Raw genomic sequence first — 21,312 nt, 5'->3', positions numbered from 1 at the left:
CGTCGCTCCTACAAAAGCGGGGGAGTCAATCCTCGTACAACTCCAGCGGCAACCCGTCCGGATCCGCGAAGAAGGTGAAACGCCGGTCGGTGAACTCGTCCACCCGGATCGGTTCCACCGCCACGCCATGCGCTTCCAGATGGGAGACCGCGGCATCCAGGTCCGCCACCCGTAGCGCCAAATGGCGCAGGCCGCACGCCTCGGGCCGCGACACCCGCGCTGGCGGCGAGGGAAACGAAAACAATTCGATCCGGGTGCGCTCGTCCACCCGAAGATCCAGCTTCCAGGAATCGCGCGTCTCGCGGTAATGCTCCGCGATCACGTCCAATCCCAGCACCTCGACATAGAAACGCCGCGAACGCGCATAGTCCGAAGCGATGATGGCGACGTGGTGGATGCCGAGCAGTTTCATGGACATCATTCTATCCCTGCATCCTGTAGGAGCGACGTGAGTCGCGACCGCTCGCCGCGATCACGATGCAGGAGCGACGCAAGTCGCGCCCCAATCCAGTGCCAGGCATGCGGTCGCGACTCACGTCGCTCCTACAATGAGGTGATGCCCGCTAATGCGCCGCCGCCGCATCCGCGCCTGCCGTTCCACCGGCTGGATGCTTACCGCTCTGCATCAGCAGCACCAGCGGCATCGACACCAGGGTCAGCAACATCATCAGCTTGAAGTCGTTGAGATAGCCAATCGCCGCGGATTGCCGCATCACCTCGGCGTTGAGCAGCGCCGCGCCGCTCACGGTATCCGGATTCCACATCGGCGGCAGCAGGGTAGTCTCGGCACCGAAGGCGGGTATGCGCGCGCCGATCTCCGCGTGGTTGATCTGGCCGGCGCGCGACAGCAGCGTCATCACCACCGAGATGCCCACCGACGAGCCGATGTTGCGGACCAGACTGAACAAGCCGGCCGCTTCGGTGCGCTGGTGCGGTTCCAGCGTCGCATAGGCGACCGTTGAAATCGGCACGAACACCAGTCCGAGTCCCAGGCCCTGGATCACGCCCAGCCAGACAATCGACGACATCGACGCGGTCGGGCCGAATTGGGTCATGCCATGCAGCGAGAGCACCATCAGGCCCATGCCGACCAGAATCGGGCCGCGCGCATCCACCCGTCCCAGCAGGCGCCCGACCACCATCATGCTCAGCATGGTGCCGACGCCGCGCGGCGCCAGCACCAGACCGATGGTCAACACCGGGTAGTTCATCAGCGTGCTCAGGTACGGTGGCAGCAGCGCGAGCGTGGCGAACAGCACGATACCGACGATGAAGATCAGCGCGCAGCCGACCGCGAAGTTGGCATTCTTCAGCAGCCCGAGATCCAGCAGCGCGTGCTCGCGGTGGCGCCACCACCACAGTGCGTACGTGTACAACGCCAGGAACGCCAGCGCCGCTTCGATCTGGATTTCCAGGCTGCCGAACCAGTCCTCGCCCTGCCCGCGATCCAGGAACAGCTGCAACGCACCGATGCCCAGCGCCAGCAGCCCCAGGCCGATGCCGTCCAGTGGGCGCTCGTGCGGCTGGTCCTTCTTCACGCTGGCCAGGATGCCGATGAGCGCGAGGATGCCGATCGGCAGGTTGATCAGGAATACCCAGTGCCAGCTGTAGTTTTGGGTCAGGAAGCCACCCAGCGGCGGACCGAGGATCGGGCCGACCATGATGCCCATGCCCCACATCGCCATCGCCGCGCCATGCTTTTCCTTGGGGAATGAATCCAGCAGCAGCGACTGCGAGATCGGCACCAGCGAGGCGCCGAACACGCCTTGCAGCACGCGGTAGAACACCATTTCGCCGATGCCGGTGGCGATGCCGCACAGCAGCGAGGCGACGGTGAATCCGCCCACCGCGATGATCAGCAGGCGCCGGCGTCCCAGCCGACCGGCCAGCCAGCCGGTGACGGGAGTCAGGATCGCGGCAGCCACTATGTAGCTGGTCAACACCCACGACACCTGGTCCTGGGTGGCCGACAGCGAGCCCTGCATGTCCGGCAGCGCGACGTTGGCGATGGTGGTGTCCAGCGCCTGCATCAGCGTGGCCAGCATCACCGACACCACCAGCAGGGTGCGGTTGCCGTTCGCGTTGTCGTTCTTCAATCGGCTGATCATGGCGTCACCGGCCTGGCACGGGGCGGCGCGCGCACGTGCCGCGCCATGGAGAATCAGAGGTCATCCCGGAGCGCCGCGGACCCCTTCGCGACTCCACCACAGCGCCGCTATGCGGTCCGCAGACGCCCGGAATGACGGTAACAAACAGCTTGCTTCAGCGCGCCGCGGTGGCCTTGCCGGCATGGCCGCCGCCGTCGGGATCGCGCAGATCGACCTCCACGTCGGCGCTCATGCCGGCGCGCAGTTGCGGGGCGTCCCTGCGATCGGCGCCGTCGATTTCGAGGCGGACCGGAATGCGCTGCACGATCTTGACCCAGTTGCCGGTGGCGTTCTGCGGCGGCAGCACGCTGAACTCGGCGCCGGACGCCGGCGCGATCGAGGCGACGTGCGCCTTCCACTTCACGCCCGGATAGGTATCCACTTCGACGGTCGCCTGCTGGCCGACGTGCATCCGGGTCAACTCGGTTTCCTTGAAGTTGGCTTCCACCCATATCGGGTTGGTGGCGACCAGCGGCATCGCAGTTTGGCCGACGTTGATGTATTCGCCCACCTGCAGATCGTGCAGGCCGACGATGCCATCGACCGGCGCGCGCACTTCGGCGTGCGCCAGGTCCAGTTTGGCCTTGGCCAGCATCGCCATCGCGCCGCGATAGCCCGGCAGGTCCTGCAGCGGGGTATGCGAATCGCCGCTCAGCGCCGCGTTGGCTTCGGATTCGGATGCGATCGCGTCGGCCAGATCGGTCTTCGCTTCCGCCACGGCGTGGCGCGCGTCGTCGAGCATCTTGCGCGAGACCAGTTGCTGGCTGGCGAGCTGCTGCATGCGCGCGAGGTCGCGCTGCGCCCAGGCCAGGGTTTCGCGCTTGGCCGCGACCGAAGTGCCGGCGCCGGTCACCTTGGCGCGGCTCGCGCTGGTGGTGTTGGCGACATAGGCCAGGGTCGCCTCGTTCTGCGCCAGCGCAATCTGCAGCGGTTCGGGGTCGATGCGGAACAGCAGATCGCCCTTCTTCACCACCTGGTTCTGGCTGACCGCCACTTCCACCACCCGGCCGCCGACCTGCGGCGCGATGAGGATGCGTTCGGCCTTGATGTAGGCGTTGTCGGTGCCGACCTGGCGGTTGGACACCACCCATTCCCAGGCAAAGAAACCGATGACCGCGGCCGGCGCGGCGATCCACAGCCAGACCGGCACGCGCCGGCGCTTGGGAGATGCGGGAGTGGCCGCCTGCTCGGCGGCGGCATTGATCTTGGTGGTCATGGGGGGCGGGGTCAGGACTTGCGCAGGGAGGACTCGCCGCGGCTGGCGCGGTCGAGCTGGGAAAGGGTTTCGCGGATCTGGCCCAGCACCTGCAGGGTGATCCGCAGGTCATCGGGCGCGACTTCGGCCAGGCTGTCCTCACGCAGACCGGTGGCCACGTCTTCGATCAGATCCATCAGTTCGTTCGATTGCGGCGACAGGTGCAGCCGCCAGCAACGGCGATCGTTGGGATCGTTGCGACGCTCGACGAAGCCGGCCTTCTGCAGCCGATCGACCACCCGGCCGACCGCGATCGGCTCCATGTCCATCACGTCGGCCAGCGCCGCCTGGGTCAGGCCTTCGTTCTGGTGGATGCGCTTGAGCGCGCGCCACTGGACCCGGGTCAGGCCCAGGTGCGCGGCACGCCGATCGAACACCCGCCCATACAGGCGGCTGAGGTCGGCAATCAGGTAGCCGAGGGAAGCGGGATTACAGGACTCGCTCATGGCTGCCTATGATATAGCTGCCTAGGCAACAATATAGAGGGATGGCAGTTTTCTTGAACGGCCGTTCAGTTTGGAGCGCCCTCGCTGTCCGGCGATTGCCGGGGAGGGAAAAGCAAAACGCCGGCTCGTGGCCGGCGTTTTGGACTTTCTGGACTCTCGTTTCGCCGAACAAGCTCGGCGCTACGGGCTCAGCCTTCCCACTTGCCGAGCGCGGCCAGGCCGTTGTCCTTGGCGCGGGCGTAGACCGTTGACTGGGCCTTGGCGAAATTGCCCTTCAGGTCCTCGGACCACAGCTTCAGCGCGGCCTGCTGCATGGCGCGGCCATAGGAAAACGACAGCGGCCACGGCAGCGAACCGAGGCGGTTCATCGCGTCCAGGTGCGCGGTGGCGTCCTCGTCGCTCTGGCCACCGGACAGGAACACGATGCCCGGCAGGATCGCCGGCACGGTGCTCTTCAGGCACATCACGGTGGATTCGGCCACTTCCTCGACGTCGGCCTGGTCCGGGCAGTCCTTGCCGGGCACGACCATCGAGGCCTTCAGGATGGTGCCTTCCAGCAGCACGTTGTGCTCATACAGGGCGGCGAACAGCGAACGCAGCACCGCTTCGGTCACTTCGTAGCAGGTCTGGATGTCGTGCTCGCCATCCATCAGCACTTCCGGCTCCACCATCGGCACCAGTCCGGCTTCCTGGCACAGCGCGGCATAGCGGGCCAGCGCGTGCGCGTTCGCCTCGATGCAGGTGCCGGTCGGGATGTCCTCGCCGATGTTGATCACCGCGCGCCACTTGGCGAAGCGGGCGCCCAGCGCGTAGTACTCCTTCAGGCGCTCACGCAGGCCGTCCAGGCCCTCGGTCACCACTTCGCCGGGGCAACCGGCCAGCGGGTGGGTGCCCTTGTCGACCTTGATGCCCGGGATGATGCCGTGCTGGGCCATGTACTTGGCGAACGGCACGCCGTCCTTGGTGGACTGGCGGATGGTCTCGTCGTACAGGATGGCGCCGGAAATGTAATCGCTCAGCTTGGGCGTGGTGAGCAGCAGTTCGCGATAGGCGCGGCGGTTTTCCTCGGTGTTCTCGATGCCCACGCCGGCGAAGCGCTTGGCGATGGTGCTGGTGGATTCGTCGATCGCGATGATGCCCTTGCCCGCGGCCACCATGGCCTGGGCGGTTTCGGCAAGCTGTTCGATGCTCATGTGGGTCCTGGAGGAGCGGCGGGAAAGATACCAATTATAGCCCAATCACGGGAACAGCTTGGGCCACCGGAAATTTGCAAACGGTTACAAGCGCGACGTAACAACGGAGTGACGATTCAGTCCGGAACGGATTCCTCCGCTTCCAGTCGCCCATAACGCCACCGGTGCACGAGCCGGGCCAGGCCAGGTCCCTGAAGCAGGAAAATCCCGGCCAGCACCGCTTCGATCACCAGCGTCAGGATCCGTATCGCCAAGGGCTCGGTCGTGCCGTCCAGTTGCAGGTAGCCAACGGTCGAACGCGACAGCATGACCCATTGGATCAACAGCGGTGCCACATCGCGCAGCACCTGGAACAGGAAATAGGCGCCGATGATCGAGAACGCCAATCCCAGCCAGGTGCGCGCCTCGATTCGGCTCTCGAACACGGGCTCCTGCGGCCGCGCCAGCGCCAGGCGCGCCAGCTTGTCGGCAAACAGCCAGGCCAGGCCCAGCACCAGCGCCGGCAGCAGAATCGCCGCCAGGCCCAACCCGATCGCATCGCCTTCGTATGTGCCATCGCGCATGGCAATCATCAGGCCGGGAATCATCAGCAACAGGGAAGCGGAGAACCACACCACCACGGCACGAATCGCGACGCACAGCAGCGTATAGGCATTGGTCCTGGTCATGAACTCCGCTTCCATTCTCCGGGCAAGAGCGTGCAGCCTCGCCCGAATGGAAGGCAATTACAACTCGCCCAGCCCTTCGGCCTGTCCCTGCATGCCAATCTGCAGCAGGCGCAGGGTGTTGGTGGCGCCGTGCTTTTCCATGTGATCGCCGCTGGTGAAGATGATGCGGTCGCCTTCGGACAGCAGCTTGCGGTCGTACAGGCAGCGCATCGCCTCGCGCGCGGCTTCGCGTGGCGCCAGGCCGCGGCTGTCGAACGCGATCGGGAACACGTCGCGCATCATCGCCATCCGCCGGCGCGCGCCGTCGTGACGCGAGAAGGCATAGACCGGCGCGCGCGCGCGGAACCGCGACAGGTAACGTGCGGTGCCGCCGGATTCGGTCATCGCGACGATCGCGCGCACGCCGATGTGCTCGGTCAGGAACATCGCGGCCATCGCGATGGCCTGGTCGGCGCGCGCCAGATCGCGCGGCGCCTTCTCGAAATCGGTATCGGTCTCGAACTGCTTTTCCGCACCCAGGCAGATGCGCGCCATCGCCTCGACCGCCTTGACCGGATAGCTGCCGGCCGCGGTTTCCGCCGACAGCATCACCGCGTCGGTGCCGTCGATGACCGCGTTGGCCACGTCCAGTACTTCGGCGCGGGTGGGAATCGGGTTGTCCACCATCGACTGCAACATCTGGGTGGCGGTAATCACCACGCGATTGCGGGCCAGCGACTCCCGGATGATCTTCTTCTGCAGGCCGGGCAGCTCGGCGTCGCCGATCTCCACGCCCAGGTCGCCACGCGCGACCATCACCACGTCGCTCGCCTCGACGATCTCGGCCAGGTTCTCGATCGCCTCGGTGCGCTCGATCTTGGACACCAGCGCGGCATCGCTGCCATGCTCGCGGGCGATGCGGCGCGCTTCGTTCATGTCCTCGGCATTGCGGCAGAACGACACCGCGATGAAGTCGACGCCAATCTCGGCGACGATGGCGATAAGCTCCTTGTCGCGCTCGGTCAGCGCGCCCAGCGACAGGCCGCCGCCGAGCTTGTTAAGGCCCTTGCGATCGGACAGTACGCCATCGTTGAGCACGGTGGTGATGATGCGCTCGCCTTCCACCTGCTCCACCCGCAGCTGCATCAGGCCGTCATCGAGCAGCAGGGTATCGCCGTGGGTCACGTCGCCGGGCAGTCCCAGGTAGCTCACGCCCACCTGCGAGACATCGCCGGCCGGCGCACTGGCGTTTGCGACCAGATCGAAACGCGCGCCGGCCTTGAGCACGACCTTGCCCTCGGCAAAACGCTCGATGCGGATTTTCGGCCCCGGCAGATCGGCGAGGATGCCGACTTCGGCACCGGCACGTTGCGCGGCGGCGCGAACCGCGGCGGCGCGCTTGGCCTGGCCGGAAGGATCACCATGGGAGAAGTTCAGGCGGACCACGTTGACGCCGGCACGGAACAGCTCGTCAAGCACGCCCGGCGGGTCGGTGGCCGGTCCGAGGGTGGCGAGGATCTTGGTGCGGCGCTGGCGTTCGATCATTGGTGCGTTTCCCTGAATTGGCGCAAACGCTACCACACCGCACGGGCACTGCAATGATCCACGCGGACAGGTGGCGTACCGCGCGTCGGCAGGCGCGGCACGAGCCTGCGCGGGATCCAGTGAAACCGCTGTTTTACAGCGGTTTCGTGGACTTCACGCCGATGCCGATACTGGTATTTTTTTGGTCTCTTGAGTGCGTTGCCATGCTGCGATCGCACCCCGGTTTGCGCGCCGGTCCGCGCGTGCCCGCGATGCTCAGGCCAGCAGCGCGCGCAGATCCGGCGGTCGCGTGGCGAGGTGATCAGCGCCGGCCTGGCGAAGTTCCGCCTCGCCGCCGAATCCCCACAGCACGCCGATATTGCGCATGCCGTGATGGCGCGCGCCATCGATGTCCATGTGGCGATCACCAATCATCAGGCACTGTTCCGGTGCCAGTGACAGGCGGCGCATCGCCTCGGCGATCAGCTCCGGCTTGTGGCTGAGGCTGCCGTCGATGGTGGAACCGATGACATCCTCGAACCGATGACCGAACGGCAGGTGCGCGATGATCTTGCGCGCATGCGGCTCGTTCTTGGCGGTGACGATCGCCAGGCGATGTCCCCGCGCGTGCAGCGCCTCCACCGCCTCACCGATGCCCTCGTAGACCTCGTGCTCGGCCCAGCCGTGCGATTCGAAGCGGGTGCGATAGTGTTCGACCGCCAGTTCCACCTGCCGCGGCTCCTTCAGCAGCGGACCGAAACTGGTGCGCAGCGGCGGGCCGATCCAGCGGCGCAGTTCGGCGTCGGCCGGCACCGGATGCCGCAATTGCTCCAGTGCATAGGCGACGCAACGGGTGATGCCGACGGCGGAATCGATCAGGGTGCCGTCGAGATCGAAGAACAGGGTATCGCGCGTCACTGTCCGCGGGCCTCCAGCGCGGCCACCGCCGGCAGGGTCTTGCCCTCCAGGAATTCCAGGAACGCGCCGCCACCGGTGGAGATGTAGCTCACCTCGCCGGCGATGCCGTACTTGTCGACCGCGGCCAGGGTGTCGCCACCGCCGGCGATCGAGAACGCCGGCGACTGCGCGATCGCGCGCGCCAGCGCCTCGGTGCCCTTGCCGAACGCGTCGAACTCGAACACGCCGACCGGTCCGTTCCACACCACCGTTCCGGCCGAACGGATCAGCTCGGCGTAGCGCTGCGCGGTCTGCGGGCCGATATCGAGGATCAGGTCATCGGCGGACACCGCATCGACCGCCTTCACCTCGGCCGGCGAATCGGCCTTGAATTCCTTCGCCACCACCACGTCGGACGGCAGCGGGATGTCGGCGCCGCGCGCCTTCGCGTCGGCGTCGATCTTGCGCGCGGTGTCGAGCAGATCCGGCTCGTACAGCGATTTGCCGACCGCATGACCGGCGGCGGCGATGAACGTGTTGGCGATGCCGCCACCGACGATCAGCTGATCCACCTTGCCGACCAGGTTGGACAGCAATTCCAGCTTGGTCGAGACCTTGCTGCCGGCCACGATCGCCAGCAGCGGACGGGCCGGCTTGTCCAGCGCCTTGGCCAGCGCATCCAGCTCGGCCATCAGCAGCGGGCCGCCGGCGGCCACGCCGGCGAAACGGATGACGCCATGGGTCGAGGCCTGCGCACGGTGCGCGGTGCCGAAGGCGTCCATGACGAACACATCGCAGAGCGCGGCGTATTTCTTCGACAGGGCCTCGTCATCCTTGCCCTCGCCCACGTTCATGCGGCAGTTTTCCAGCAGCACGATCTGGCCCGGCTTGACGTCCACGCCGTCCACCCAGTCGCGCACCAGCGGCACGTCCACGCCCAGCAGTTCCGACAGCCGCGCGGCCACCGGCGCCAGCGAATCGGCTTCGCTCCACACGCCTTCCTTCGGGCGTCCCAGGTGCGAGGTGACCATCACCGCCGCGCCCTGCCCCAGCGCCTGCTTCAGCGTCGGCAGCGACGCGGTGATGCGCTGTTCGGAAGTGATCCGGCCGTCCTCGATCGGCACGTTGAGATCCTGGCGGATCAGCACGCGCTTGCCGGCGAGGTCGAGGTCGGTCATGCGGACGATGGACATGGGCATTCCTTCGGGGCGGGGAAAGACGCCTATTGTCCCGGCTGCGCGCAGGCGCCGCAAACCGCGGGCCCTCAGCCCGCGGGTGGCGGCTTGCGCAGCAGGCTGAAGGCGAATCCTGCCACCAGCAGGGCACCGGCCACCAGCAGCCCCCACAGCAGCCAGGCCTTCCAGTCGCGCTGCGGTGGCGCGGGCGTCAGCGCGGCATCGCCGGCCAGCACGCGCGCCTGGCCCAGCGTCGCCACCGCTGGTTGCCAAGTGGGGCCGCGCTGGCTCCGCAGCGCGGCGACCAGTTCCGCAAGCGGCGCATCGTCACGGCGGGTGCGCGCACTGCCGGCCGCGAGCGCGAACGGCGGTTCGCCCTGGCCCACGAACACCAGCGTCTCGGGCCGATAGCCCAACCGCAGGCGGGGTGCTTCGGTCTGCGCGCCGCGCGCGCCGGTCAGGCGCCAGTGGCGATCCCGGCGCAGGCCGTCCAGCGGCTGCGGCGGCGAGGCGTCGATGCGGTCGCCGGATTGCAACCGGTACGCCACCCAGGGCGATGCCGCGCGGCGCCAGGGCGACGCCGGATCGTCGCGCGACGCCAAGGTCCACGCGCGGGTGCTGTTGCCGGGCAGCAGCACGTCGGCGCGCTCCACCGGAAAGCGTCCGGGCAAGACGAATTCGTAGTGCACGGCGCCATCGGGATCCTCGATGCGCGTTCCCGCCAGTTCCTGCCAGGCCCAGTCGGGCTCGCGCGCCGCCGTGGCCAGCTCGGCCTCCATCTGCTCCACGCGCAGCGGCGTCCCCGCCGCCAGCGGGGCCAGCCGCAGGTAGCGTGCCTTCACCGGCGCCAGTTCGATGCGATCGCGCATGACCCGCTGGCTCTGGTTCTCCAGTTCGACCAGATGCCCTTCCTCCTGCACGGTCTGCCAGTCGCGCAGATTGTCGGACGCCATTACCCGGTAGGCGCGATCGAACGGCGCCTGTCCCGCGCTCCAGCGGACCCGCAGCGCGACCGGCGCGGCCTCCAGGCGACTGGCATCGATCAGGATGCCGCCGTCCTGCGCATCCTTGCCGCGCAGTTCGACCCGGCGCAGGCTGCCATCGCTGGCGATCTCGCTGATCGCGGCGATATCACGAGACGCCGCCGCGCTCATCGCCGGCAGGGGAAACCAGGGCAGCGTTTGCCGGCGGGCGGCAGCGGCCTGCGGACGCCCGGTCTCGAGCAACGCCGTCGGCACCGCCTGGCCGTGCGCATCGAACACCTCCAGATCCTTCAGCTCAGGCGACTGCACCTGCCGGTAGACGGCGGCATCCAGCGTCACCCGGTAGGCGCCCGCGTCGGATTGCGCGGCGTTCAACGGCCACTCGCGTGCATAGTCATCGCGGGATCCGGCCAGCGCCTGCGCGGCCGCCAACAAGGCCAGCAGGGTGAGCGCGGCCTTTGCCGCGCGCGATGCGATCGGGGTCATGCATGTTCTCCGTCATTCTCCGGGCCAGCCACGCGCGGCGGCGCCGGCGCGAGATAACCGACCACTGTGCACAGCAGGCCATAGGCGATGAAGGAAGCGATGCCCAGCACATCGCCCAGGTTGCCGCGGTCCACCAGGATCAGTTTCACCAGCACCACGCCCATCAACACGGCGCCGGCCAGCCACAGGCCGCGCTGGCCGCGACGCGAGCCGGCGATCCAGCCGATCACGCCCAGCACGCTCCACACCACGGTCAGGCTGGTCTGGGCCAGGCCCGTGGAAATCAACCGATCGTTCCAGGCCACGCCACCCCAATGGTGCACGGCATGCAGCACGACCGAAGTGATCAGCACGAAGCCCAGCAGCGCCAGCACCATCGGCCGCCACCGCAGCAGCAGTTCCGGTGCCTGCGGCGACCATGCCCAGCATGCGAACAGGACGAAGATCGCCAGTTGCGTCAGTTCCAGCGGGTTGAGCAGCGGCACCCACGGCAGCGGCGATGCCGCGCCGGCCAGCCACAGCGATCCGAGTCCACCGATGCCCAGAACCACGAACAGCACCGCCAGCAGCGTGCCGCGATAACCGTCGAAGCGCTCGCCCAGCGGCGTCGCCAGCCACGGCCAGCGGAACAGGCCCAGCGCCGCGGCCGCCAGCCACGGCAGGCCGATGCCCAGCACGCGCCAGCCCTCGGCCAGTTCGAAACGTCCGCCGGTCCATTCCAGTAGCATCGACAGCACCGAGGGCCACACCAGCAGCCACGCGAACTGCGCCCAGCCGGCCAGCGCGTGTTCGCTGGAACGCAGGCACAGCAGGCTGCGCACGCCCAGGACTGCATACGCCAGCCAAGCCAGCGCGCCGTAGCCGGCGAACGGTTGTCCGTGGGCCTGGGTCTGCGCCAGCGCCAGCGGCAGGGCCGCCGCGAGTGCCAGCAAGGTGGTCATCGCGAGCGCGGTCGCGGGACGACGGCGATGCACCTCGGCCGCGATCCAGCCGGTGAACGCGACCAGCACGAGCAGCGCGTCGGCGCGCGCATCCCAGGCCACGAACCGGCCAATCTCGCCGACCGTCGTTCCCAGCCACCACGCCATTCCCCACAGATAGAACGCCAGCGCCGGCATCGGCTTGCCGTGCGTCCGCAACACCCACGCGCTCGCCAGTCCGGCCAGCGCGATCAGCAGCGCGCCCATGAAGGCCGGATTGGCGACGGCGGTATCGGGGAGCACCCGGCTCAGGCCAAGCAGGAACGCGAACGCCGCAAGCAACTGCAAGCCGGTACCGCTGATCAGCGGCAACCGCCGCCGCTGGTGCAGGCCGAGCCAGACCAGCGCCGCGCCTTCCAGCGCGAACACGCTGGCGGTGGCATGCGCCGACAGCGCCAGCGGCACGGCGAGGGTGGCGAAACCGACCGCCAGCACCGCATACGACGGCACCATTCGTTCGAAACCGCCGCGTCGGCGCAGCGCCGCCGCCAGCAACGCGTACAGCGCCGCCAATCCCAGCGCGTTGAACGCCAGCGGCAGCCGTTCGCCCTGCAGCAATCCCGCCTGCAGCGAGAACGCGACCAGCGGCGTGCCGAACACCAGGCAACCTTCGACCAGTCCGCGCCGGCCTTCCGGCTGCCGGCGCGCATACAGCAGCGGAATGATCAGGTAGAACGCGAAGAACAGCAGCAGGAACGGCTCGGTGGTCGCGAACTTGGTCGGCTGGTAGTCGAGCACGCCCCAGATCGTGCCGATGCCGAAGGTGAAGACGAAGCCCAGCAGGTTGAGGATGCGCCACGGTTTCCACCAGGCGACGCCCAGGATCGCGGCGTTCAGCACCGCGTAGTACGAGAACAGCGCGACATGGTTGCCGCTGCCGGTGGACAGCCAGATCGGCGCCAGGAAGCCGGCGAGAATCGCGAACACGGCGAGCGCCTTGGCGTTCTGCAACACCGCCAGCGCCCCCGCACCGGCGATCAGGATCACGCTCAGGGCAAACGCCGGTGCGGCCTCCAGCAGTTCGTAGCGCTTGAACGCGGCGAACACCGTCAACAGCAGGATGCCGATGGCGCCGCCCTGCAACGACAGCGCGAAGCTGCGATTGCTTTCGCGCTTGCGCCAGGCGAATACCAGCGCCGCCAGCGATGCGGCCGCGATGCCGGCCAGGCGCAGTTCGATCGGCAGGCGCAGCCAACCCTGATCGCTGGCGTACTTCAGCAGCGCCGCCACACCGGCGAACAGCACCAGCACGCCGATCTTCACCGGCACGTTGCCGACGGTGAACCAGCGCTTGACCGCCCGCAGCCCCAGGCTGACGAAATCCGGACGCGGCGGTTCGGCAGGCGCGGAAGGCGGCGGTACGCGCGTGGATGCGGCGGCCGGCGCGGTCGCCTCGGCCGGGGGCAAAGGCGGCGGTACCGGCGCGGCCGCACGCGGCGGCGGCGCCTGTTCGGGCGCGGACGAGCGCATCGGCTCGGCGAGCGTGGGCGTGGACACGTCTTCGCTTTGCGGCTCCGGCGGGACCCGCTCGCGGACCGGCGCGGTCGCGCGCGGCGCCTGTTCCGTCGCGGGCGCACCCGTGGCGGCCGCGGCGTTTCTCCGTAGCGCATCCAGTTGCTGTTCCAGCGCGGCGACCCGCCGTTTCAATCCGGCGACCGACACCAGCGCCAGGATCAGCAGTACCGGCACCGCCAGCACAGCCAGGCCGATCAGGACCAACACTCCCGCCAAGTCATCCATTTCCCGTCCTCGTCATGGATCCGGCGCGCCGCAAGTCGGGTCCGCGTCCGGATTCGCGTCCGCAGCCTCCGGCAAAGCCCGGAGCATTGCAAGAAGCTGCCCCCGGGTCGCCTCCCGCTGGCCAGCCGGTATATCACGGCGATACCCGTAAACGCGGAAGGCGCCCGCAGGCGCCTTCGCGTATTGCTTCCGGAAAGTCCCGGATGGCTTGATTACTTGCCGGCGACCACGCGGACCATTTCCAGGCACTTGTTGGAATAGCCCCACTCGTTGTCGTACCAGCTCACCAGCTTGACGAAGGTGCCATCCAGGGCGATGCCGGCATCCGCGTCGAAGATCGAGGTGCGGGTGTCGCCGCGGAAATCGGTGGCGACCACCTTGTCCTCGGTATAGCCCAGGATGCCCTTCAGCGCGCCTTCGCTCTGCGACTTCATCTCGGCGCAGATCTCGGCGTAGGTGGCCGGCTTCTCGAGTTCGCAGGTCAGGTCCACCACCGAAACGTCGCTGGTCGGTACGCGGAAGCTCATGCCGGTCAGTTTCTTGTTGAGTTCCGGAATCACCACGCCGACCGCCTTGGCCGCGCCGGTGCTGGAGGGAATGATGTTTTCCAGGATGCCGCGGCCACCGCGCCAGTCCTTGTTGGACGGACCGTCGACGGTCTTCTGGGTGGCGGTGGCGGCATGCACGGTGGTCATCAGGCCACGCTTGATGCCCCACTTGTCGTGCAGCACCTTGGCCAGCGGCGCCAGGCAGTTGGTGGTGCACGAAGCGTTGGAAATGATCGCCTCGCCCTTGTAGGTCTTGTCGTTCACGCCGTAGACGAACATCGGGGTGTCGTCCTTCGAAGGCGCCGACAGGATCACCTTCTTCGCGCCGGCATCCAGGTGCTTCTGCGCGGTGGTCTTGTCGAGGAACAGGCCGGTGGATTCGATCACCACTTCGGCGCCGACTTCATCCCACTTGAGATTGGCCGGATCGCGTTCCTGGGTCAGGCGGATCTTCCTGCCGTTGACGATCAGGGTGTTGCCTTCGACCTTCACCTCGCCCTTGAAGCGGCCGTGCACGGAGTCGTACTGCAGCATGTACGCCAGGTAGTCCGGTTCCAGCAGATCGTTGATGGCGACGATTTCGATGTCGTCGGCGAAATTCTGCACGGCGGAACGCAACACGTTGCGACCGATACGGCCGAAGCCGTTGATACCAACCTTGATCGACATTGCTCGGGACTCCTGCGGCCGCGCCCGGCGCGGCGGGGTTGACGGGATGACCATTCTATCAGGGCCGGCGCGCCCGGCCATGCGGGACGGAGGGGCGGGCGCGGATGCCGGGTCCATGCCCGCTCCGCATGCATTTTCCGGCCTCTTCACGCGCCATTGATCCGGATCAAGGCGACGCGCCGCGCGGGCGCGGACACTGCGCACATCGATTCACCCACACGTCCCCTCGAGAAGAAGAAGTCCCATGAACAAGCCCCTCGTATCCGCCGTTCTCGCCGTCGCCCTCGCCGGCGCCGCGCTGCCCGCCTTCGCGCAGTCCAAGGGCGACTGGACGCTCGGTTTCGGCGTCCACCAGGTCAACCCGAAATCCGACAACGGCAAGCTGGCCAATGGCGCGCTGGCGCTGGACATCGACAGCGACGTCAAGCCGACCGTGACCTTCGAATATTTCCTGCGCGACAACCTGGGCCTGGAAGTGCTGGCCGCGCTGCCGTTCAAGCACGACATCGAGATCAAGGGCCTGGGCCGGGTCGGCAGCACCAAGCACCTGCCGCCGACCTTCACCCTGCAGTACCACTTCAACGGCCAGGGCAAGGTGTCGCCGTTCCTGGGCGCAGGCATCAACTACACCACGTTCTTCAGCGAAGACACCCGCGGCGCGCTCGCCGGCAGCAAGCTGAAGCTGGAGGACTCCTGGGGCCTGGCCGCGCACGCCGGCCTGGATTTCAAGGTCAGCGAACGCGGCGCCGTGCGCGTGGACGTGCGCTGGATGGACATCGACAGCGACGTCAAGCTCGACGGCGTGAAGCTCGGCCAGGCCAAGATCGATCCGCTCGTCTACGGCGCGGCATATGTGCTGAAGTTCTAAGCCTGTAACCACCGGAGCGGGTCATGTCGGTTAAAGTGGCCGGCATGACCCGCACCGTTTTTTCCGCATTCCTTTCCTTCTGCCTGCTCCTGCCGCTCGCGCCCCGCGCAGGCGCCTGGGGTCCGCTGGGACACCGGCTGGTGGCACGCCTGGCGGAAGCCGATCTGGATCCGCGGGCGCGCGCGGAAATCCAGCGCCTGCTGCGCGGCGAAGCCGAGCCCACGCTCGCCGGCATCGCCAACTGGGCCGATGACCTGCGCGAGAACGATCCCGACCTCGGCAAGGCCACCGCACGCTGGCACTACGTCAACATCGGCGAACACGATTGCAGTTACCAGCCCGCGCGTGATTGCCCCGACGGCAAATGCGTGGTCGAGGCGATCCGCGCGCAGAGCGCCATTCTCGCCGACCCCAGGCGACCGGACGCCGAACGCCTGCAGGCACTGAAGTTCGTCGTCCATTTCGTCGGCGATGCCCACCAGCCGCTGCATGCCGGCTATGCGCGCGACAAGGGCGGCAACGATTTCCAGACCAGCTACCAGGGCAAGGGCGGCAACCTGCACCGGGTCTGGGACAGTGGCCTGCTCAACAGCCGCGGACTGAATGAAGACGGTTACCTGCGGGTATTGCGCGCGCTGCCTCTTCCCGCGCCTGATCGGGCCGCCGCGCTGCCTCCCGCCTCGGCGGACTGGGCGCGCCAATCCTGCGCGATTGTCGTCGCGCCGGGCTTCTATCCCACCCGAGCCAAACTGGAAACCGCGTACTACGAACAGCAGCGGCCGATCGCCGAGCGCCAGCTGAGGCTGGGCGGCGCGCGCCTGGCATCGCTGTTGAACGCGGCGCTTGCCCCGCACTGAATCCCCCGGCCCAGGACGCATCCCGATGAATGTCCGACGCTTGTTTTCGTTGTTCGCATTCGCTCCGCCGGCGCTCGCGGCGTGCGCGCCCCGCGCCATCGCGCGCGTTTCGCACGCGGCGCGCGCCACGGCATTCCCTGGCGCACCCGAGCAGAGCCCCGCCATGATCCGCCCCTTCCCGCTTCGTCGTTGGGCAAGCCTGCTGGTCCTGGGACTTGCCTTCACCACGACTGCACCGGCGCAGGAACCCGCGTCGCTGACGGTGTTCGCCGCCGCCAGCCTCAAGGAGTCGATGGACGAGGCCGCCGCCGCCTACCAGCGCGCCACCGGCACGCCGGTCCGGGTGTCCTACGCCGCCAGTTCCGCGCTGGCGCGGCAGATCGAGCAGGCTGCGCCCGCCGACGTGTTCTTCTCCGCCGATCTCGAATGGATGGACTACCTGCAACAGCGCGGCAAACTCGAGCCGGCGCAGCGACGCAACCTGCTCGGCAACCGGCTGGTGCTGATTGCCCCCAAGGCGAGCACGCGCCAGGTGAACCTGGCCAGGCCCGGATCGCTGGCGACCGCGCTGGGCCAGGGCCGGCTGGCGGTCGGGCAGACCCGCACCGTTCCGGCCGGCAAGTACGCGCGCGCGGCGCTGCAGAAACTGGGCCAGTGGCCGGGCGTGGAGACGCGCCTGGCCGAATCCGAAAGCGTGCGCGCGGCGCTGATGCTGGTCGCCCGCGGCGAGGCCCCGCTGGGCATCGTCTACCTGTCCGATGCGCGCGCCGAACCCGCGGTGCGGGTGGTGGCGACTTTTCCCGCCGACAGCCATCCGCCCATCGTCTATCCGGTCGCCGCGCTGCGCGGCGAGCGCAACGCGCAGGCGAATGCCCTGGTGAAGTGGCTCGCTTCGCCGGAAGCCGGCGCGATCTTTCGCCGGCACGGCTTCGTCCTGCTGAAGTAGGCCGCGCCGCTTGGACTGGTTCACACCCGAGGAAATCACCGCCATCCGCCTGAGCCTGAAGGTGGCGGTGACCGCGGCGATCGCCAGCCTGCCGTTCGGCGTGCTGGTGGGCTGGCTGCTGGCACGGCGCCGTTTTCCCGGCAAGGCGCTGCTCGACGCGGTGGTGCACCTGCCGCTGGTGCTGCCGCCGGTGGTGATGGGCTACGCCCTGCTGATGACACTGGGAACGCAGGGTACGGTTGGCGCCTTCCTGCAACAGCACTTCGGTATCGTGTTCGCGTTCCGCTGGACCGGCGCGGCGCTGGCTTGCGCGGTGATGGGATTTCCGCTGATGGTGCGCGCCATCCGGCTCTCGCTGGAGAACACCGACCGCAGGCTGGAACAGGCCGCGGCCACGCTAGGCGCCGGTCCCTGGCGGGTGTTCTTCACCGTCACCCTGCCGCTGGCCTGGCCCGGCCTGGTCGCCGGTACCGTGCTGGCGTTCGCCAAGGCACTGGGCGAATTCGGCGCCACCATCACCTTCGTGTCCAACATTCCGGGCGAGACCCAGACATTGTCGTCGGCGATCTATGGGCTGATGCAGGTCCCCGGCGGCGAAGCCGGCATCTGGCGGTTGGCGGCGGTCGCGGTCGCGATCTCGCTGATCGCGCTGCTGTTGTCGGAATGGCTCACGCGGCGCCACGTTGGCCGGGAGGAAATCTGATGCTGCGGCTGGACGTGGAACTCAGGCGCGGTACGTTCCATCGGCGCGTGCGCATCCAATCGGACGCGCGCGTGCTCGCGCTTTCCGGTCCGTCCGGCGTGGGCAAGACCACCGTGCTCAACGCCATCGCCGGGCTGGTATCGCCGGTGGCCGGGCATATCGAAGTCGATGGCCGGGTGCTGTTCGACAGCGCGAACCGCATCGATATCGCCACCCATCGACGCCGCATCGGCTACGTGTTCCAGGATGCGCGCCTGTTTCCGCACCTGGACGTGCGCGGCAACCTGCGCTACGGGCGCCATGGCCGAAACACGCCGGTACGCTTCGGTTTCGACGCGGTGGTCGAACTGCTGGGCATCGGTGCGCTGCTGGGACGGCGCACGCGCAACCTTTCCGGCGGCGAAGCCCAACGGGTGGCGATCGGGCGTGCGCTGCTCTCGCAACCGGCGATCCTGCTGTTCGACGAGCCCCTGTCCGCGCTGGACCAGGCACGCCGTGAAGAGTTGATTCCCTACCTGCAGCGGGTCCGCGATGAAATCCGCCTGCCGATCGTCTATGTCAGCCACCACGCCGAGGAAGTGCGCCGCCTGGCCGACGCCGTGCATGCGATGGCGCCGGGCAGCGACTAGCGCTTGGCCGACGCCACCTCGCCCTTGCCGTTGCGGAGACTGAAGGTGAAGGCATAGGCCAGCGATACCGGCACGATCCGCTTCTGCACGGTCGCACCCGCGCAGCCGACGCCATTCCAGTCGCGATCGCGGGTGGCGGCATCGGGATAGTCGCAGAACATCGCCGGTTCGAACCGCCATTGCCTCACCGCGGCCAGCATCGCGTCGCGCAGCGGGACGAACTGCTCCGCCGGCGCGCAGCCTTCCTGGGCCAATGCGTTGACCTGTGCAGGATTGCCCGCTGCATCGACGACGAACGACACGCACAGCGTGGTGGGCGCCAGTTCGCGCGCGGGATAGTCGGCGGGAAACACCGGCGAGACGTTGTCCTGCGGAACCGGATAGGCGAACGCCTGGTGCGCCGCCATTGGGTAGCGCGCGCTGCCTTCCGGCATGATCAGGCGGCGCTCGACGCTGTCGATGCGGGTGGCGGGAGGACTGGCACAAGCGGTCAGGCCGGCGATCGTCACCGCCAGCATCCAGCGTGGCGCGCTCGCATGCGCGGTGCGCCTCATCGCCGCGCACTCCGCTGTCCATTCCACGCGGGTTCGGTCGGATCGCGTGCGGCCTGTTGCGCCAGGTCATCCGGTTCATCCAGCGAAAACTCCACCGGCACCCGCACCATCGACACCACGGCACGGCCCGCTTCGATGGCCGGCTCGAAACGCCATCCGCGCGCGGCGGTCATCGCGGCCTGGTCCAGATCGTCGAAGCCGGAACTGCGCTCTAGGCCGACCTGGCTCACCCCTCCCTCCGTCCCGATGACCAGCCTCATCACCACCGTCCCCTCATGCCGGCTGGCGGGATATCGCGGCGGTGCGAGCGTGGAATGATCGACGGCGCGCTTCATCCGGCTGATTGGACGGCTGCCGGTGCTCAGCGGCGAGGTGGTTCCCGGTTCGAGGGTGACCATCAGTTCGATGGAGAGGGAAGGCTTCCCGTTTTCACCGTCGATGCGAAGGCTCGCCGACTTGCCGAGCTCGATCAGCAACTCGGGGCTTCCCGCCGGCTTGCCGGCGACGTCGATATCGGCAAGCACGCGGGCACGCCCGGCCGTCATCGCTTCGACCCGGAACGTGCCCTTCCACGTCTCGCCGGCCTCCGTCTGGCCCGACACCGCGAATACCTTTCCGGGCTTCTCGCGGATCTCGAACGCACGGGTCGCACCGCCCAGGCTCACCTGCATGGCGATGTGGTACAGGCCCTCCTGCGCGACCGCGGGCGGCGGCGCCGGTTGCGCGGCCCAGGCGCCGTAGCCGGCCGCGACGACCATCGCGGCCACCAGCAGCGTCGCCAGAGCACGGCGGCGCCGAGAGGGAAGCTGCTTTCCGAGTTGGGCGATCCTCTCCCTGAGCGGATGCGGCGCGGGCCAATGGCAGGCGAGCGGCACCGGACCGACATCCAGTTGCCCCTTCAGCATGGCCTCGCCGTAACTGCGCCGGGCACCGGGATGCCGGCGGATGACGTCTTCGTCGCAGGCCAGTTCCTGGTCGATGCGCAAGCGGCGCGCTGCCAGATGGATCAGCGGGTTGAACCAGTAGACGCAACGCAGCGCCGACATGAACGCATTGGCCACCAGATCGCCGCGGTTGATGTGGAGGCGCTCGTGGCAGGCGACGAGAACCCGCTCCCGTTCCAGATAGCGGGACTCGAAATCGGCCGGCACCACGATGCGGGGACGGAACAGTCCGATGGCCGCCGGCAGTCCGCGCGTACTCGTCGCGCTCCACAGCCCATCCCCGCGCCGGCGCAGCTCGCCCAGGCCGCGCACGAAGCGGTGCTGTCGCATCCACAGCCAGCCCGCCATCGCGACGCCGCCGCCCAGCCAGGCGACTAGCAGGCATGTTTCCCACATCGAGGACAGGGACGGTGCCGCCGCCGCGGTGGCCGCCCGCATCGGCATCAGCACCGTGCCCACCGCGTCCCATTCCACCGCCACCTCGCTCGCGGGCAGCAGCACCGCGAGCGCGGCGACCGGTACGCACAGCCAGGACGCGTAGGCGGCACCCGCTCCCAGCCAGCGCCGGAGTGGCGCACGCAGCAGGTACAGGATCAGGATGACCAGGGACGTGGCGAGCGTGGTCGCCAACAGCAGGCGCAGCAGATCACTGCTCATCGTCGAGCTCCGCAATCAGTTTCTTGAGTTCGGCGATGTCCGCCGGCGACAACCGACCCTGTTCGCTGAAATGCGCCACCAGTGGCGCCACCCGCCCACCGAACAGGCGTTCGAGCATTCCCGCGCTCTGCTGCCGCACCCAATCCTCGCGGGGCAATACGGGCGTGTAGAGGTAACGGCGGCCTTCCTTCCGGGCCTGGATGGCGCCCTTGTTGAGCAGCCGGTTGAGCAGGGTCTTCACCGTCGGCTCGGCCCAGCCGGTCTGCGCGGACAGGGCCGCCAGCACCTCGTCGGCGCCGAGCGGGTGTTCCCGCCAGAGCACCTCCATCACCAGGGCTTCGGCATCGCTGATCGGCATGGCGTTTACACCTGTAAATTTTTATCGATTACGCGCGTAAACAGTTCGCCTGTCAAGCCCCCGGCAGGCGCCCCGTTCCTGCCTCCCTCACCGGCTTTCGCCTAAG

Annotated in this window: 20 protein-coding genes; 5 read left to right on the top strand and 15 right to left on the bottom strand. The window is 68.0% G+C overall.

From position 1 onward, the window contains the following. Window positions 1-25: 25 nt before the first annotated feature. The 12 genes from gloA2 to gap all read right to left on the bottom strand — a co-directional run bounded on the left by gloA2 (window position 26) and on the right by gap (window position 14,690). On the bottom strand, window positions 26-412 hold the full coding sequence (gloA2, locus tag ACTJI2_RS09340) for an SMU1112c/YaeR family gloxylase I-like metalloprotein (protein ID WP_318289327.1): 387 nt from the start codon (window positions 410-412) through the stop codon (window positions 26-28). A 151-nt stretch (window positions 413-563) separates the two neighbouring features. Next, entirely contained in the window at window positions 564-2,108 is a 1,545-nt protein-coding gene (locus ACTJI2_RS09335) for an MDR family MFS transporter (protein WP_318288557.1), read from the bottom strand. Between the two features lie 154 nt (window positions 2,109-2,262). Continuing rightward, window positions 2,263-3,363, bottom strand: coding sequence for an efflux RND transporter periplasmic adaptor subunit (locus ACTJI2_RS09330; RefSeq protein WP_440841921.1), 1,101 nt, complete (start codon window positions 3,361-3,363; stop codon window positions 2,263-2,265). A gap of 11 nt (window positions 3,364-3,374) precedes the next feature. Further along, window positions 3,375-3,848, bottom strand: a complete 474-nt coding sequence (locus tag ACTJI2_RS09325) for a MarR family winged helix-turn-helix transcriptional regulator (RefSeq protein ID WP_183644254.1) — start codon at window positions 3,846-3,848, stop codon at window positions 3,375-3,377. A 188-nt stretch (window positions 3,849-4,036) separates the two neighbouring features. After that, on the bottom strand, window positions 4,037-5,041 hold the full coding sequence (locus tag ACTJI2_RS09320) for a class I fructose-bisphosphate aldolase (RefSeq protein ID WP_440841919.1): 1,005 nt from the start codon (window positions 5,039-5,041) through the stop codon (window positions 4,037-4,039). Between the two features lie 116 nt (window positions 5,042-5,157). Continuing rightward, a complete protein-coding gene (locus tag ACTJI2_RS09315) occupies window positions 5,158-5,709 on the bottom strand; it encodes a hypothetical protein (RefSeq protein ID WP_440841918.1) in 552 nt (183 codons plus the stop codon). A 57-nt stretch (window positions 5,710-5,766) separates the two neighbouring features. Beyond that, window positions 5,767-7,233, bottom strand: coding sequence for a pyruvate kinase (gene pyk / locus ACTJI2_RS09310; RefSeq protein ID WP_183644263.1), 1,467 nt, complete (start codon window positions 7,231-7,233; stop codon window positions 5,767-5,769). Between the two features lie 255 nt (window positions 7,234-7,488). Further along, on the bottom strand, window positions 7,489-8,130 hold the full coding sequence (locus ACTJI2_RS09305; protein WP_183644265.1) for an HAD family hydrolase: 642 nt from the start codon (window positions 8,128-8,130) through the stop codon (window positions 7,489-7,491). Beyond that, entirely contained in the window at window positions 8,127-9,302 is a 1,176-nt protein-coding gene (locus ACTJI2_RS09300; protein WP_440841915.1) for a phosphoglycerate kinase, read from the bottom strand. Before ACTJI2_RS09300 ends, ACTJI2_RS09305 begins: the two co-directional genes overlap by 4 nt. Window positions 9,303-9,373: 71 nt before the next feature. Beyond that, complete coding sequence (locus tag ACTJI2_RS09295; protein WP_440841913.1) at window positions 9,374-10,753, bottom strand: DUF3999 domain-containing protein; 1,380 nt, start codon at window positions 10,751-10,753, stop codon at window positions 9,374-9,376. Further along, entirely contained in the window at window positions 10,750-13,464 is a 2,715-nt protein-coding gene (locus ACTJI2_RS09290; protein WP_440841912.1) for a DUF2339 domain-containing protein, read from the bottom strand. The genes ACTJI2_RS09295 and ACTJI2_RS09290 overlap by 4 nt, the downstream gene beginning before the upstream one ends. Window positions 13,465-13,685: 221 nt before the next feature. Next, window positions 13,686-14,690 carry a type I glyceraldehyde-3-phosphate dehydrogenase gene (gene gap / locus ACTJI2_RS09285; RefSeq protein ID WP_183644277.1) on the bottom strand — a complete coding sequence of 335 codons (1,005 nt, stop codon included), beginning with the start codon at window positions 14,688-14,690 and terminating at the stop codon, window positions 13,686-13,688. A gap of 244 nt (window positions 14,691-14,934) precedes the next feature. Here gap and ACTJI2_RS09280 point away from each other — a divergent pair, with 244 nt between their 5' ends. The 5 genes from ACTJI2_RS09280 to ACTJI2_RS09260 all read left to right on the top strand — a co-directional run bounded on the left by ACTJI2_RS09280 (window position 14,935) and on the right by ACTJI2_RS09260 (window position 18,693). Further along, window positions 14,935-15,558 (top strand): OmpW/AlkL family protein, encoded by a 624-nt coding sequence (locus ACTJI2_RS09280; protein WP_440841910.1) that lies wholly within the window; start codon window positions 14,935-14,937, stop codon window positions 15,556-15,558. A gap of 44 nt (window positions 15,559-15,602) precedes the next feature. Beyond that, entirely contained in the window at window positions 15,603-16,415 is an 813-nt protein-coding gene (locus tag ACTJI2_RS09275; protein ID WP_440842043.1) for a S1/P1 nuclease, read from the top strand. Window positions 16,416-16,578: 163 nt separating this feature from the next. Then, window positions 16,579-17,361, top strand: coding sequence for a molybdate ABC transporter substrate-binding protein (gene modA / locus ACTJI2_RS09270; RefSeq protein ID WP_440841909.1), 783 nt, complete (start codon window positions 16,579-16,581; stop codon window positions 17,359-17,361). Window positions 17,362-17,371: 10 nt separating this feature from the next. Next, a complete protein-coding gene (modB, locus tag ACTJI2_RS09265; RefSeq protein ID WP_183644286.1) occupies window positions 17,372-18,064 on the top strand; it encodes a molybdate ABC transporter permease subunit in 693 nt (230 codons plus the stop codon). Then, a complete protein-coding gene (locus ACTJI2_RS09260; protein ID WP_183644289.1) occupies window positions 18,064-18,693 on the top strand; it encodes a molybdenum ABC transporter ATP-binding protein in 630 nt (209 codons plus the stop codon). The genes modB and ACTJI2_RS09260 overlap by 1 nt, the downstream gene beginning before the upstream one ends. On the opposite strand, the gene ACTJI2_RS09255 is transcribed toward ACTJI2_RS09260, so the two are convergent. The 3 genes from ACTJI2_RS09255 to ACTJI2_RS09245 are packed head-to-tail and all read right to left on the bottom strand — an operon-like array spanning window position 18,690 to window position 21,206. Continuing rightward, the gene (locus ACTJI2_RS09255; RefSeq protein WP_440841907.1) at window positions 18,690-19,247 is read right to left on the bottom strand and encodes an energy transducer TonB; all 558 of its coding nucleotides are present in this window, start codon (window positions 19,245-19,247) and stop codon (window positions 18,690-18,692) included. The genes ACTJI2_RS09260 and ACTJI2_RS09255 overlap by 4 nt on opposite strands. Next, entirely contained in the window at window positions 19,244-20,848 is a 1,605-nt protein-coding gene (locus ACTJI2_RS09250) for a TonB family protein (RefSeq protein WP_440841906.1), read from the bottom strand. The genes ACTJI2_RS09255 and ACTJI2_RS09250 overlap by 4 nt, the downstream gene beginning before the upstream one ends. Beyond that, window positions 20,838-21,206: a BlaI/MecI/CopY family transcriptional regulator gene (locus ACTJI2_RS09245; RefSeq protein WP_440841904.1), complete on the bottom strand. Its 369-nt coding sequence runs from the start codon at window positions 21,204-21,206 to the stop codon at window positions 20,838-20,840. Before ACTJI2_RS09245 ends, ACTJI2_RS09250 begins: the two co-directional genes overlap by 11 nt. Window positions 21,207-21,312: the final 106 nt, after the last annotated feature.

Source organism: Pseudoxanthomonas sp. 22568 (assembly GCF_052044485.1).
GTDB lineage: Bacteria > Pseudomonadota > Gammaproteobacteria > Xanthomonadales > Xanthomonadaceae > Pseudoxanthomonas_A > Pseudoxanthomonas_A beigongshangi.
This window is presented reverse-complemented; position numbering and strand designations above follow the sequence as displayed.

Excerpts from the sequence above, each read along its gene's own strand:
- ACTJI2_RS09315 (WP_440841918.1), bottom strand. The coding sequence starts at position 5,709 with ATGACCAGGACCAATGCCTATACGCTGCTGTGCGTCGCGATTCGTGCC.
- modA (WP_440841909.1), top strand. The coding sequence starts at position 16,579 with ATGATCCGCCCCTTCCCGCTTCGTCGTTGGGCAAGCCTGCTGGTCCTG.
- ACTJI2_RS09300 (WP_440841915.1), bottom strand. The coding sequence starts at position 9,302 with ATGTCCATCGTCCGCATGACCGACCTCGACCTCGCCGGCAAGCGCGTG.
- ACTJI2_RS09295 (WP_440841913.1), bottom strand. The coding sequence starts at position 10,753 with ATGACCCCGATCGCATCGCGCGCGGCAAAGGCCGCGCTCACCCTGCTG.
- gap (WP_183644277.1), bottom strand. The coding sequence starts at position 14,690 with ATGTCGATCAAGGTTGGTATCAACGGCTTCGGCCGTATCGGTCGCAAC.
- ACTJI2_RS09250 (WP_440841906.1), bottom strand. The coding sequence starts at position 20,848 with ATGAGCAGTGATCTGCTGCGCCTGCTGTTGGCGACCACGCTCGCCACG.
- pyk (WP_183644263.1), bottom strand. The coding sequence starts at position 7,233 with ATGATCGAACGCCAGCGCCGCACCAAGATCCTCGCCACCCTCGGACCG.
- gloA2 (WP_318289327.1), bottom strand. The coding sequence starts at position 412 with ATGAAACTGCTCGGCATCCACCACGTCGCCATCATCGCTTCGGACTAT.
- ACTJI2_RS09330 (WP_440841921.1), bottom strand. The coding sequence starts at position 3,363 with ATGACCACCAAGATCAATGCCGCCGCCGAGCAGGCGGCCACTCCCGCA.
- ACTJI2_RS09275 (WP_440842043.1), top strand. The coding sequence starts at position 15,603 with ATGACCCGCACCGTTTTTTCCGCATTCCTTTCCTTCTGCCTGCTCCTG.
- ACTJI2_RS09335 (WP_318288557.1), bottom strand. The coding sequence starts at position 2,108 with ATGATCAGCCGATTGAAGAACGACAACGCGAACGGCAACCGCACCCTG.
- ACTJI2_RS09255 (WP_440841907.1), bottom strand. The coding sequence starts at position 19,247 with ATGAGGCGCACCGCGCATGCGAGCGCGCCACGCTGGATGCTGGCGGTG.
- ACTJI2_RS09320 (WP_440841919.1), bottom strand. The coding sequence starts at position 5,041 with ATGAGCATCGAACAGCTTGCCGAAACCGCCCAGGCCATGGTGGCCGCG.
- ACTJI2_RS09325 (WP_183644254.1), bottom strand. The coding sequence starts at position 3,848 with ATGAGCGAGTCCTGTAATCCCGCTTCCCTCGGCTACCTGATTGCCGAC.
- ACTJI2_RS09245 (WP_440841904.1), bottom strand. The coding sequence starts at position 21,206 with ATGCCGATCAGCGATGCCGAAGCCCTGGTGATGGAGGTGCTCTGGCGG.
- ACTJI2_RS09260 (WP_183644289.1), top strand. The coding sequence starts at position 18,064 with ATGCTGCGGCTGGACGTGGAACTCAGGCGCGGTACGTTCCATCGGCGC.
- ACTJI2_RS09280 (WP_440841910.1), top strand. The coding sequence starts at position 14,935 with ATGAACAAGCCCCTCGTATCCGCCGTTCTCGCCGTCGCCCTCGCCGGC.